The organism is Nocardia sp. NPDC006630, from assembly GCF_040611495.1.
Classification (GTDB): Bacteria; Actinomycetota; Actinomycetes; order Mycobacteriales; family Mycobacteriaceae; genus Nocardia.
Genome location: NZ_JBEXOK010000024.1, coordinates 25,425 through 36,951, shown reverse-complemented (window position 1 = coordinate 36,951; position 11,527 = coordinate 25,425). Strand labels below are relative to the sequence as shown.

The following is an 11,527-nucleotide window of genomic DNA, read 5'->3' as shown; positions in this document are numbered from 1 at the left end:
GATCAGCAGGAGGGTGCGGGCAAAGCCCGAGATGGCCGTGCTGGGCACGTCAGGAGCCGTACCCGGCCTACCTTCCGCGGTTGGGAGAACTATCTTGCGGTGCCAGCTCGGTCGACCGGCTGTGGTCCCGTTCTCGAGAACAAAACACGAAAGACGAAGGGTAAGAAGCAGGCTCGCTGTTCGGGGGATTCGTCAGGCTGTGCCGAGGGGGTTGAGGAGGGTGAAGCGCCATTGGCCGTTGTGGTGTTGGCGGGCGATGTTTGCGGTGGTGCCGGTGGGAGAGATTCGGGTGCCGTCGGGGGTGTTGAGCTGCATGGTCCAGTCGGTTATCAGGAGGGCGGTGTCTGTGGTGATGAGGGTGTGGCGCGGGGTGTTGGAGAGGTGGGCGCCTGCGGCGACTGTGCCGGTGATTTCCTGGTGGAGTGCCTGCTCGCCGGTGATGACTGCTCCGGTGGTGGTGCGCATGGTTGCGTCGGGGGCGAAGAGGGCTAGGACGCCATCGACGTCGCCTGCGTTGAGGCGCTCTTCGAATAGGGCCGGGAGCTGGGCGGGGTCGGTGATTCGGGTGTCCATGACGGGTTTTCCTTCGCTGTGATCGGTCGGCTCGCGGGGTCGCTCCGCCGCCCATCTATGCTCTTCGCTCGGCAGCTCTTCGGCGAGGTCGAAACTGGACCCGTCATGGTCAGAACCGGACAGGGTTGGGGGTGGTGGCCGAACCTCACAGTGTTTGCCTGCTCTTTTGATCCGCCGAGGACTCGCCGGTACGTGTGTGCCGAAATGGCGATCTGCCTAGCGTGTCTTCGACACTGTGTCCACTGGGACCGCCCGTAGACTCACCCCGTGGCCGTTCCCGTCAGCTGGATTCTGTCGCAGCCCGATCTCTCGATCGAGCTGCGCGGCGGCGCGGCCGGGACCGGGCGAACCATCTCGCTTGTGGTGACGACCGAATTGGAGAATCCGTTTCGCTGGTTGTCCGGTAGCGAGCTCGTCCTCACCACGGGTATGCACTTGCCCACCTCGGCGGCCGGTCGCGCGACCTACCTGCGCCGCCTGAACCAACGTGGTGTTGCCGCAGTCGGTTTCGGCACGGGGCTCACGCATCCGGAGGTGCCCGCGGATCTGATCGCCGCCGCCGACGAGATCGGCATTCCACTGCTGGAAGTCCCCCTGCCCACCCCGTTCGCAGCGATCGTCAAACGCATTACCGAGCGCTCCGCCCAACTCCAGCACGACGATCTGCTGCGCGCCTCCCGTGCCCAGCCGCGCATGACGCGGGCTCTGGTGCGCTCCGGCGCGCGTGCCATCGTCCGCGAGCTGGCCACCTCCCTGCGCGCGACTGTCCTGGTGCTGGACACGAATGCCCGCGTCACCGATGTGCATCCCGCCGCCCCGACCGAGGAACTGCTGCATACGGTGCGCACCGCCCTGGCTGCCGATCGGTCGGCGGGCGCGAGCGGCGTGGCCACCGACTCGTCCGGCCATACGATCACGCACCAGCGCATCGGCGTCGGCGGTCGGGTGCACGGCGATCTGGTGGTCGTGAGCACCACACCGCTGAGCGCTGTCGACCAGATCCTGCTGGGCCACGCCAATTCGCTGCTGACCCTCGATTTCGAGAAGCCCGCACGATTATGGGAGGCCCAGCACCGGCTCAACAGCACGGTGCTGGGCCTGCTGTTGAACACCGATGCCGACCTGAACCCGGCCTGGACACATCTGGCGCAGGCCGCCGACGCCGCCGGCCGGATTCGGGTGCTCGCCGCCGATTGCGATACGGCCGAGGCCGTCGACGGCGTGCGCTCCATTGCCGAGAGTATGGCGGTGCGCTCCGGCCATCCCCTGTTCCTGCATATCGTCGACCGCCGGGTTCTGGTGGTGCTGCCCGGTGTCGCACCGGTGGCGTTCGCGGGCCAACTGGCCGCCGATCTCGCCCCTGGCGTGCGCCGGTCGGTGCGGTTCGGGCTGAGCGGTGAACACTCGCTGCGGGAGTTGGTCACCGCCGCCGACGCCGCCGGACTTGCCGCCTCCGCTGCCGAACGCGGCAGCGCCCCTTCGGAATTCGGCACTCTGACCGGCAGTTCGCTGCTGTCCTTCGACACCACTCGCCGCGTGCTCGACACCCTCGCGCACACCGTCCTCACCCCGCTGACCGAACATGACAGCGCACACGGCACCGACCTGCTGATCTCGCTGCGCGCCTATCTGGAGGCCAATGGTCAGTGGGAGGCGGCCGCAGCGGCGACCGGTGTGCACCGCCACACTCTGCGCAAACGCATCACCGTCGCGCAGGGCCTGCTCGGCTGCGATCTCGACAGTGCCCGAGTCCGCGCCGAACTGCTGCTGGCAATCCTGGCCCGCGGCAACTGATTCCGACCGACCACCGTTGTCAGGAGCATGCGCATGACCCACGCCGACCTCGTGTTCACCGGCGGCAGCGTCCTCACCATGGACTCCGCCCGCAGCCGCGCGACAGCGCTGGCGGTCACCGGTGACCGCATCTCGGCCGCCGGCCACGCCGAGGTGCGCGAATTCATCGGCCCCCGTACCGAAGTCGTGGATCTGGACGGCCGTGCGCTGCTGCCCGGATTCCAGGACGCCCATGTGCACGCGGCCGCAGCGGGCATGGAATTGGCCGCCTGCGATCTGAGCGGAACCACCGATCCGAGCGAATACTTCCGCCGGATCGCCGCCTACGCCGCCGCACATCCGGAGCGGGAGTGGATCACCGGCACCGGCTGGTCGATGGAGAGCTTCCCCGGCGGCCTGCCGACTCGCGCGCAACTCGATGCCGTCGTCGCCGACCGGCCCGTGTACCTGACCAACCGGGACTACCACGGCGCCTGGGCCAACACCCGCGCACTGGAATCGGCAGGCCTCACCGCCGACACACCCGATCCGGTCGACGGTCGCATCGAACGCGACAACAGCGGCGCCCCCTCGGGAGTGCTGCAGGAGGGGGCGATGGACCTGGTCGAGCGGATACTGCCGCCCATCACACCCCAGGACCGGATGGCCGGACTGCTCCGCGCGCAATCGCTCCTGCATTCGCTGGGCATCACCGGCTGGCAGGAGGCCATTGTCAGCTCCGACAACGGCACCTTCGACTCCACGACCACCTACTTCGACGCCGCCGAACGCGGCCTGCTCACCGCCCGCGTCACCGGCGCCCAGTGGTGGGAACGCGATGAGGGCGCCGCGCAGATCGCGGGAATGCTGTTGCGCCGCAAGCAGTTCAGCACCGACCGTTTCCGGCTGGATACGGTCAAGATCATGCAGGACGGCATCGCGGAGAACTTCACCGCCGCCATGACCGAGCCCTACAAGGATCACCGGGGCTGCTGCACCGCCAATTCCGGGCTCAGCTTCATCGACCCGCGGGCACTGCGCGGGTACGTGACCGAGCTGGACGCCCATGATTTCCAGGTGCACTTCCACGCCCTCGGTGACCGCGCGGTCCGGGAATCCCTGGACGCGATCGAAGCCGCGCTGCACGCCAACGGCCCGCGCGGAAACCGTCATCACCTCGCGCACCTGCAGGTGGTGCATCCCGATGACATCCCCCGATTCCACCGCCTCGGCGCGGTCGCGAATCTGCAACCGCTGTGGGCCGGGCACGAACCGCAACTGGACGACCTCACCCTGCCGTTCCTGGGCGGCGATCTGCCCGAGCGCCAGTACCTCTTCGGCGATTTGGCACGCGCCGGAGCCACGTTGGCCTGCGGCAGCGACTGGCCCGTGAGCGAACCGAATCCGCTGGCCGGCATCCACACCGCGGTCAATCGCGTCATCCCCGGCTCGGGCCTGCCGCCACTGCTGCCGGATCAGCGGCTCGATCTCATGACGACGCTCGCGGCGTACACGGCCGGATCGGCGTATGTGAACCGGCGCGACGACACCGGCAGTCTGCGGGTGGGCGCACTCGCGGATCTTGTTGTGCTGGAGCGTGATCCGTTCGCGGTTGCTCCGGCTGAGATCGCCGGTATAGGTGTGGCGCAGACGTTCGTCGGCGGTGCGCGGGTCTTCGGCTAGCGAGCCGGTCCGGAGCAATGTGCGGGGTGGCGCCGCAGCACGCGCGCGGCGGTGTTATGGTGTACGACATCGCTGCCCGTCGTGTGCGGCATTCTCTCCTTCTTCCGTAAGAGTCAAAGTATGTGTAACCGTCGGTTACATATAAATCCTCTTGTGCGCAGACCTACCGATCCCTGTGCGCGACCAGCTCCGCCAGCGCCGTCAGATCTCCCGCGGCGACCTCCGGCGGCAGCGCCTGCAAAGCAGCTTCCAGCGCGGCCGCAGCCCGTCCCAGGGTGTGCTGCCGACCGCCCGCCTTCTCGACCAGATCCGCGGCGCGTGCGGCCCGCTGCGTGGTCATGGGCTGGCGAGCCTGATACATCCGAGCCAGCTCCCGGCCGTGCACGGTATCGGAGGCCAGTGCGCTGACCACCGGGAAGGACTGCTTGCGCTGCATGAGATCGCTGTGCGCGGGTTTGCCCGTCACCGCCGGATCGCCCCAGATATCGATGGCGTCATCGACGAGCTGGAACACCAGACCGAGTTCATTGCCGAAGGTGTGCATCCCGGAGACCACCCGATGGTCCGCGCCGGCGCACAGTGCGCCGAGCGCCGAGGCGCACCCGAGCAGCGCGCCGGTCTTACCCGCCGCCATGTTCAGGTACTCCTCGACACTGACCGTGGACCGGCTCGCGAAAGCGCAGTCCTCGTATTGCCCGCGGCACAGCGTGACGGTGGCACGAGCCAGCCGGATGACCGCCTCGGAGGTCACCGGTTCGGGCACCCCGTCGGACAGCACGCCCAATGCCAGCGCCTGCAGTGCATCTCCCAGCAGCGTGGCATTGGTCTCGCCCCAGACCCGCCAGACCGTCGGGCGGCCGTGCCGGAACGGATCCTGGTCCATGACGTCGTCGTGCACGAGCGAGAAATTGTGCAGCAGTTCGACCGCCGCCGCCGCGTGCACCGCTTGCTCGGTGCTGCCGCCGCAGGCCGCGGCGGCGGCGAAGGTGAGTGCGGGCCGCAAGGCTTTGCCCTGTACCCCAGTCACCGCCGTGCCGTCGGTGTCACACCAGCCGAAGTGGTAGCCCGCCATATGATTCAACGGCTCCGACAGCGACTCGACCGCGGACCGCAGCACCGGTTCGATGGCGGTGCGGGCGGCGGCGAGCTGTCTGCGCGCCGAACGCTCCACCGCACTGTCGCTCGGGTGTTGCCCCTGGTCGGCCGGCCGTTGGCGAATCTCGCTGTGGCCGGTCAGGTTCGGCACCGCCGGGCGGGACAGTGCCCATCGGCGGAGGCTTTCGAGGTGTTGTCCGGTTGTTGTTCTGGTCGGTTTCGATGCGCGCATAATCGGCCCCGCTCACTCGGACACGGCCTCCTCAGCCACCCGGTGGCAGATGGGCGGCCATGCGTAGAAGAATGCCAATCCTCCCATCATTGAGTGAAAACGCGGCACCGCCTGCCGATTTCAGTTCGGCATCAGCCGCTGCGCCGCAGCTCAGGTGAGTGGCAGCCCGTGTTCGAGCGCTTCGATCGGCGCGCTTGTGTAACGGGCCGCCTGGTAGTGGTAATCGAAATTCGCCCGAACGTACACCGTGTAATTCTTTGCGGTGGCCAAGGTGTCGGCGCGGTCACGATCGTTGATCCCGGCATCGTGCAGCTCGGCCGAAAGCCGTTCCAGCGCCGCCTCGCAGCGCTCGATGCACTCGGTGAGCATATTGTTGACCAGCGTCAGCGCCTCGCTGCGACTGTGCCCGAAGTGGTACTCGGCGAGCAGCACCGAGTTGTAGAGATATCCCGACGCCTCGTCCGAGGCGACCGAGAGCACATCGTTGAACAACCCCATATGCTCGACCGCGGCTTCCCGCAGGCTACGCATGGCCGGCAGATAGCGGGCCGCCGGCGTGAGATCGACGCCCTCGGCGCGCTCGCTGATATCCAGAAAGATGAAGAGCGCCACACCATCTCGGCGATGCGCGCGATACGTCTCCAGATCCGGCAGGTTGCCGGAGAGCCGCCCCACACTCTCGGTGTAGTACGTCCACAGCCAATCGCGGATCTCCGCGCGCACGCTTTCGCGCCACTCCGGCGAGCGCCCCTCCGACAGGCGCCGCCACAGGTCGGCAAAGGATACGGCGAGGACGCCGGAAGGTTGCCTGTCACTGTCGAATACCGCGTTGAGCGCCGTGATGGCGTCCAAACAGCGTTGTGGATCAGGTATTTCAATATCGAACTGATCGTCCACCACGAAAGCCCATGCGGTGTACTGACTCAGCAGTGTCAGCTCGTGTACCTCGGCCGCCGGACACCACAGGGCGTACATTCTGGCCGGTCTGGTGCGCTCCATACGGCGCCGTGTCAATTCGGTGGGTACGAGCTCGAACTTCTCGAGCCAGTCCCACATACCCGCCTCAGCCTCCAGCTCCCGAGGGTTGAGCCCCTCCGCAGCGTACGGCATGAAAAATTCGGTTGGTTCCATCGAAACTGCCTATCTCCCAACCAGTTTACTCGCTCTTACGACAATACCGACCTTTCAGACAGATCCTGCGACCTAACCGCTATTCGCGCCAGTCAGAGGCATGAAAATCACATCCGGCCTGGTCTCGGTGATTGATATCGCGGGAAGAAGCTGCCGCCCAGTCGGATTGGGACTACCCCGGAAGTGTGATCAAACGCTGTGCAGGATCGAAGAGAGTGCGCTCCGCGGCGCGGGCGCCGGCCAGTGCGGCGAGAGTCGTTGCGGCCAGCAGCATATACATGACCACTATCTGATAGCGGATCGCTGTGAGCGGGTCCACACCGGCGAGGATCAGGCCCGTCATCGCGCCGGGCAGGCTGATCAAGCCGACGACCTTGGTGGAGTCGATGGCCGGAATCAGCGCGGTGCGCAGGGCCGAGCGCCGATGCGGCAGGAACGATTCGCGAGCCGAGAGGCCAAGAGCCAGACGGGCTTCGATGGCATCGCGGGCCGTGCGGGCGTCTTCGGCCAAGCGGCGCAGCGCGATTCCGGTGGACTGCATGGCGGAGGAGACGATCATGCCGCCCACCGGCACCACCACCCGCGCCTGCGTGGAGATGACGCCCAGCAGGATCAGCGCACCGAGCGTGACGGTCGATCCGAAGGCCACGCCGAGGGTGGCGGAGCGGCGGGCGTGCGGCAGGCCCGCGCCCCGGCGTCCTGCGACATAGCCCGCGACGACGACCATCAGGACGACCCAGACGAGCGCGCCCGGCAGCCCGGTGTGGCGGAACAGGATCACCAGGATCGCACCGACCGCGATCAGCTGGACGCCCGCGCGGGCTGCGGCGATCACCAGCTCACGGGTCAGGTGCAGATGCTGCCGGTAGGCGACCGCCGCGGCGAGTGCAACCAGCAGCAGGGAGGCCGCGACTCCGGGCCAGTCGGGCACGGAGAGTCCGGTTGTCGTGCTCACCGCTGCTCCCCTGCGCCGGTGTCGCGCGGAGGCACAGTGCGCGACAGCTGTCCCTGCGCGAGTGACCAGACCTCATCGGCGACCTCGTCGACGAAGGTGGTGTCGTGGCTGACGAGTACCACGCTGCCCCCGTCGGCCGTGTGTGCGCGGATGAGGTCCCCCACCGCCCGCGCCGCGACACCGTCGAGCGCCGAGGTCGGTTCGTCCATCAGCAGCACCTCGGGCCGCACCGCCAGCGCACGGGCCAGGCAGACCCGCTGCCTCGCCCCCGGACAGCTCCGCGCACCGCCGGTCGAGGAAGGCCGCCGGCAGCCCGGCGCGGGTCAGTAGCTCGCCGATGCTCGTATCGGCCAGTTGCCTGCCGACCTGAACCTCCGTGCGCACCGTCTCGGTGAGCAGCGTCGGTCGCTGCGGTACCAGCCCGACCCGGCGTCGCAGTGCCAGGACATCCAATGCCGCGATCGGTTCGCTATCGAGCAGTATTCGCCCGCCGCTGGGTTCGCCGAACCGGTTGAGCAGGCGCAGGAGCGTGGTCTTGCCCGCGCCGCTCGGTCCGACCACCGCCGTGCAGCGACCGGCGGGGAATACCGCGTCGATCGCCGTGAACTGCGGCGTTTCTCCGTGACCTGCGCTGACCTGCTCCAGGGTTATGGTGGGCACGGCACCACAATGCCCGACCAGTCCGGATGAGATCGATTGCACCCCAGATCTTTCGGAAACTACAAGATCAGCTATCGGTCCACGCGTACGCTTGCGCACCGACCCACCGTTGTATGAGCTCTACCCGGAGGCAACCATGCTGTCCCTACAGGAGATTTCGGACCGCCTGGAGATCCAAGATTTGATGGTCCGCTACTCGCACGCGGTGGACACCCACCAGTGGGACCTGCTGGACGAGATCTTCACCGTCGACGCGCATATCGATTACACGGCAATGGGTGGCCCGGCCGGTGATCTGACATCCACCAAGCAATTCCTGGCCACCGTCATGCCCAATTTCTCCGCGTTCCAGCACCTGGTCGCGAACTCCTCGATCCGGGTCGAAGGCGACGCCGCCACCGCCCGCACCATGTGCCACAACCCGATGCTCGTGGAAGGTGCGGACGGTCATCGCCGTCTGATGCTGTGCGGCCTCTGGTACCACGACAGCTTCGTGCGGGTCGATGGCGGGTGGCGGATCAGCCAGCGGATCGAGGAGAAGTCCTACATGTTCGTGGCACCACCCGCCGAGGCCGTCATCAGCTGATCGAAGAGGTCGCGGTAACCGCGCAGCGCCTGCCGCAGTTGTTCGGTATCGGCGGAATCATCGCCGGACCAGCCCTTTTCGAGGGCCTGGCGGCGCTGCGTGTAGGTATCGGTGAACCCCTGGATGGTGCCGGAGATGAGGCCGTCGGCCCGAGTCACCGCATCGCGCGGGTCGTCGACGAACATGGTCTGCACTTCCCGCCACTGTTCGCGCAGCTGCCGCAGATCGCTCTGCCCGCTCGCCTGCCCGGTGCTGTCGAGGCCGGGCTGTGCGCTCAGCTGCGGGGTGCTGTCGCCGGCACCGGGTTGTTCACTCAGCTGCCGGGTGTTGTCGTCGAGGCCGCGCGGTTCGTCCAGCCGGGTGTTGTCGTCGAGGCCGCGTTGCTGACCGAACTGCTGGTCGCTGTCGTCGACTCCGCGGTGCTCACCGAGCTGCTGGGTGCCGTCGTCGGCGGCGATGCGATCGCTGTAGGTCGTCTTGTAGCTCTCGTCCGCATTCGGCTCATCGGTGACGCTGTCCGGGTCGATGACGGTGTTCGCGCCGGTCGTCGCGTTCCGGTCGTACGCGGGGGCCTCGGGCGAGTAGCCCGAATTCTCCACGGCTGCTTCGTTCTTCGTCTTATCGGATTCAATGCTCATGTCATGCCTCACTTGTTCTGTGCGGTCTGGTCGACCTTGTTGCGGGCGGGCTGATCGGCCCCGTTCTCGTCGAGCAGGTCGACGAACAGCTCCCGGTAGTTCACGATCGCGGCGCGGATGTCCTCGGTGGAAGCCTCACCGCGCCCGGCTCGTTCGGCGATATCGTGCGCGCTCCGGTACTTCTCGAGCGGTCCGGCATGCTGCACCGAGAGGTCCGCCAACTGCTGGTGGTAGTCCTCGGTGGGGTAGCCGCGATCGGTCATGACCGAGGTGAGCAGGCGGTCGGCGTTCTGCAGCGATTTCGCCGGATCGTCGATGAACTGCTCCTGCACGCGCGCCCACTGCATGTTGTAGCGCTGCTTCTCGTCCTCGCTCAGCGTCCGCAGTTCCAGCTGCTGATGCCGCCGTTCCCGTTCGGCCAGTTCACGTTCCGCGACCCGCCGGTTCTGCGACTCGTCCACGGTGCGGTCGTACTCGGGGCCGAATCGCTCACGTAATCGCCGGCTCCGCATACGCGGCCACAGGGCTACGCCGAGCAACACCACCACCGCGACCACTATCAAGATGATGACCACTGTCATTACTGCACCCGACATTCGATCCTCCTGGTCGAGTAAGTCTTCGTGCTGACGTAATGCCTCGAGGCCACGAGCTCAAACAGGCGGTCCGCCAGCCGAATCCGTCGAGTGGATCTGCGGATCGCGGCCATGGCGAAGTCTGCGAAGCGGTCGAATCGAATTAACGCATGGACTGCGCCGAAGTGGGTACGCATGTCGGCACCGCACGCCATCATGGGGTATCGCATTTCCGGTCGCCCTGCGAGGAGTTTGCGCGATGGAACACCTGCCCGCCCTATCACTGCAGCGTGCGGAGTTGGAGAAGGTGTGGTCGCGCTGGGCTGTCGGCGGCGGCAGGCCGTCGGCGCCCCCGCCTGTCCTGCATTCCGAGGCGACGCCCATCCTGCGTTCCGAGTCGGCGGTGCTGCGTCGTGAAGTTGTCGAATCGTGGGAGCGTTCGCTCCGCACGGTGGACCCCGCAAGGGCGGTTGCACCCTCCACCGATCGGGACGAATTGGGTTCGCGCTGGGCCGAATCCCCGCTGCGCACACCGGTGACCGAGCTGGCCGGTGAGATCCGCGCGATCGCCGAAGACGCCGGCCTGATCGCCGTTGTCACCGATGAGGTGGGCACGGTGCTGTTCAGCTGTGGCGATCGATCGGTGCGGCGGCAGGCCGAAACGGTGAACCTGGCGCCGGGTGGTTGCTGGGACGAGCCGTATATGGGCACCAGCGGTGTGGCCCTGTCACTGCACAGCGGGCGGCCCAGTTCGGTATGGGCCGCAGAGCATCTGGTGGAGGCGCTGCACGGCTGGGTCTGCTATTGCGCGCCCATTCGCGCCGCCGACGGCAGGCAGCTCGGTGTACTGGATCTGTCGACCTACTGGGATCGCTCGCACCCGATGATCCTGACAACAGTGCGAGCCCTGGTCACCGCCATCGAATCACGTTTGCACACAGCGCAATCCCGTCCGGTCGCCCGTACCCGGCTGGAATGCCTGGGTGTGCCGCGGTTGTACAAGCAGGGGCATCAGATTGCCATGCGCCCGCGTCAGCTGGAGATCCTCGCGCTGCTGGCGCTGGAACCGGAAGGCTTCACCCCCGAACGTCTGCACGCCGCCGTCTACGGCGACCGGTCGGTATCCCCCAGCACCCTCAAGGCCGATATCTCCCGGCTGCGCCGCGCCACCGACGGTCAGATCGCGGACCGCCGCTACATGCTCACCGAACCGCTCGCCTGCGACGCCACCGAACTGCTCGCGGCACTGGAGGCGGGCGATCTCACCACCGCCATCCGCGTGTATCGCGGTCCGCTGCTACCGGATTCCGATATCCCCGGCATCGTGCAGTGGCGCGAACATCTCGACGTCTGCCTGCGCACCGCCGTGCTGGCCGACCGGAATCCCGAGCACGCGCTGCGCTTGGGCCAGCGCTGCCCGGACGATATCGAGATCCACGAGCACGCCCTGCGCCTGCTCGCCCCCGGCGACAGCCGCCGCGCGCTGGCCGCGGCCCGGCTGCACACCGCACTACGCGCGTAGTTGGTCGAACGGGCTTCGGAGACGGGCTCTTTCGGCGATACGAACCGATCCCCGACCGGTGGTGGGCGGTTGCGCAAAGGTTGCACTGAACAGCCTACTTTTCA

At 67.1% G+C, this 11,527-nt stretch carries 11 protein-coding genes and 1 pseudogene; 4 read left to right on the top strand and 8 right to left on the bottom strand.

Annotated elements, in window-relative coordinates; translation table 11 throughout:
• Positions 1 to 192: 192 nt before the first annotated feature.
• Entirely contained in the window at positions 193 to 573 is a 381-nt protein-coding gene (locus ABZX86_RS39870) for a nuclear transport factor 2 family protein (protein WP_355131604.1), read from the bottom strand.
• Between the two features lie 267 nt (positions 574 to 840).
• Between ABZX86_RS39870 and ABZX86_RS39865 the strand changes: the two genes are divergently transcribed.
• Together ABZX86_RS39865 and ABZX86_RS39860 are read left to right on the top strand one after the other, a co-directional pair.
• Positions 841 to 2,367, top strand: a complete 1,527-nt coding sequence (locus ABZX86_RS39865; RefSeq protein WP_355131602.1) for a PucR family transcriptional regulator ligand-binding domain-containing protein — start codon at positions 841 to 843, stop codon at positions 2,365 to 2,367.
• Positions 2,368 to 2,400: 33 nt separating this feature from the next.
• Positions 2,401 to 4,029, top strand: a complete 1,629-nt coding sequence (locus ABZX86_RS39860; protein ID WP_355131600.1) for an amidohydrolase — start codon at positions 2,401 to 2,403, stop codon at positions 4,027 to 4,029.
• Positions 4,030 to 4,192: 163 nt separating this feature from the next.
• On the opposite strand, the gene ABZX86_RS39855 is transcribed toward ABZX86_RS39860, so the two are convergent.
• The 5 genes and pseudogenes from ABZX86_RS39855 to ABZX86_RS39835 all read right to left on the bottom strand — a co-directional run.
• Positions 4,193 to 5,275 carry a polyprenyl synthetase family protein gene (locus ABZX86_RS39855; RefSeq protein WP_355131598.1) on the bottom strand — a complete coding sequence of 361 codons (1,083 nt, stop codon included), beginning with the start codon at positions 5,273 to 5,275 and terminating at the stop codon, positions 4,193 to 4,195.
• A gap of 231 nt (positions 5,276 to 5,506) precedes the next feature.
• Positions 5,507 to 6,331, bottom strand: a complete 825-nt coding sequence (locus ABZX86_RS39850; protein WP_355131606.1) for a terpene synthase family protein — start codon at positions 6,329 to 6,331, stop codon at positions 5,507 to 5,509.
• A gap of 328 nt (positions 6,332 to 6,659) precedes the next feature.
• The gene (gene fetB / locus ABZX86_RS39845; RefSeq protein WP_355131596.1) at positions 6,660 to 7,442 is read right to left on the bottom strand and encodes an iron export ABC transporter permease subunit FetB; all 783 of its coding nucleotides are present in this window, start codon (positions 7,440 to 7,442) and stop codon (positions 6,660 to 6,662) included.
• Entirely contained in the window at positions 7,439 to 7,651 is a 213-nt protein-coding gene (locus tag ABZX86_RS39840) for a hypothetical protein (protein WP_355131608.1), read from the bottom strand. The genes fetB and ABZX86_RS39840 overlap by 4 nt, the downstream gene beginning before the upstream one ends.
• Positions 7,652 to 7,693: 42 nt before the next feature.
• Positions 7,694 to 8,003: pseudogene (locus ABZX86_RS39835) on the bottom strand (ATP-binding cassette domain-containing protein); the annotation flags it as partial.
• 235 nt (positions 8,004 to 8,238) lie between these two features.
• Between ABZX86_RS39835 and ABZX86_RS39830 the strand changes: the two are divergent.
• A complete protein-coding gene (locus tag ABZX86_RS39830) occupies positions 8,239 to 8,688 on the top strand; it encodes a nuclear transport factor 2 family protein (protein WP_355131594.1) in 450 nt (149 codons plus the stop codon).
• Here the strand turns inward: ABZX86_RS39830 and ABZX86_RS39825 are convergent.
• Positions 8,646 to 9,326 carry a hypothetical protein gene (locus tag ABZX86_RS39825; protein ID WP_355131592.1) on the bottom strand — a complete coding sequence of 227 codons (681 nt, stop codon included), beginning with the start codon at positions 9,324 to 9,326 and terminating at the stop codon, positions 8,646 to 8,648. The genes ABZX86_RS39830 and ABZX86_RS39825 overlap by 43 nt on opposite strands.
• Positions 9,327 to 9,334: 8 nt before the next feature.
• Positions 9,335 to 9,922, bottom strand: a complete 588-nt coding sequence (locus ABZX86_RS39820) for a hypothetical protein (protein WP_355131590.1) — start codon at positions 9,920 to 9,922, stop codon at positions 9,335 to 9,337.
• 238 nt (positions 9,923 to 10,160) lie between these two features.
• On the opposite strand from ABZX86_RS39820, the gene ABZX86_RS39815 reads away from it, so the two are divergent.
• Positions 10,161 to 11,423, top strand: coding sequence for a transcriptional regulator (locus tag ABZX86_RS39815; protein ID WP_355131588.1), 1,263 nt, complete (start codon positions 10,161 to 10,163; stop codon positions 11,421 to 11,423).
• The last annotated feature ends 104 nt before the right edge of the window (positions 11,424 to 11,527 follow it).

Excerpts from the sequence above, each read along its gene's own strand:
- ABZX86_RS39870 (WP_355131604.1), bottom strand. The coding sequence starts at position 573 with ATGGACACCCGAATCACCGACCCCGCCCAGCTCCCGGCCCTATTCGAA.
- ABZX86_RS39860 (WP_355131600.1), top strand. The coding sequence starts at position 2,401 with ATGACCCACGCCGACCTCGTGTTCACCGGCGGCAGCGTCCTCACCATG.
- ABZX86_RS39850 (WP_355131606.1), bottom strand. The coding sequence starts at position 6,331 with ATGTACGCCCTGTGGTGTCCGGCGGCCGAGGTACACGAGCTGACACTG.
- ABZX86_RS39840 (WP_355131608.1), bottom strand. The coding sequence starts at position 7,651 with ATGGACGAACCGACCTCGGCGCTCGACGGTGTCGCGGCGCGGGCGGTG.
- ABZX86_RS39830 (WP_355131594.1), top strand. The coding sequence starts at position 8,239 with ATGCTGTCCCTACAGGAGATTTCGGACCGCCTGGAGATCCAAGATTTG.
- ABZX86_RS39825 (WP_355131592.1), bottom strand. The coding sequence starts at position 9,326 with ATGAGCATTGAATCCGATAAGACGAAGAACGAAGCAGCCGTGGAGAAT.
- ABZX86_RS39820 (WP_355131590.1), bottom strand. The coding sequence starts at position 9,922 with ATGTCGGGTGCAGTAATGACAGTGGTCATCATCTTGATAGTGGTCGCG.
- ABZX86_RS39815 (WP_355131588.1), top strand. The coding sequence starts at position 10,161 with ATGGAACACCTGCCCGCCCTATCACTGCAGCGTGCGGAGTTGGAGAAG.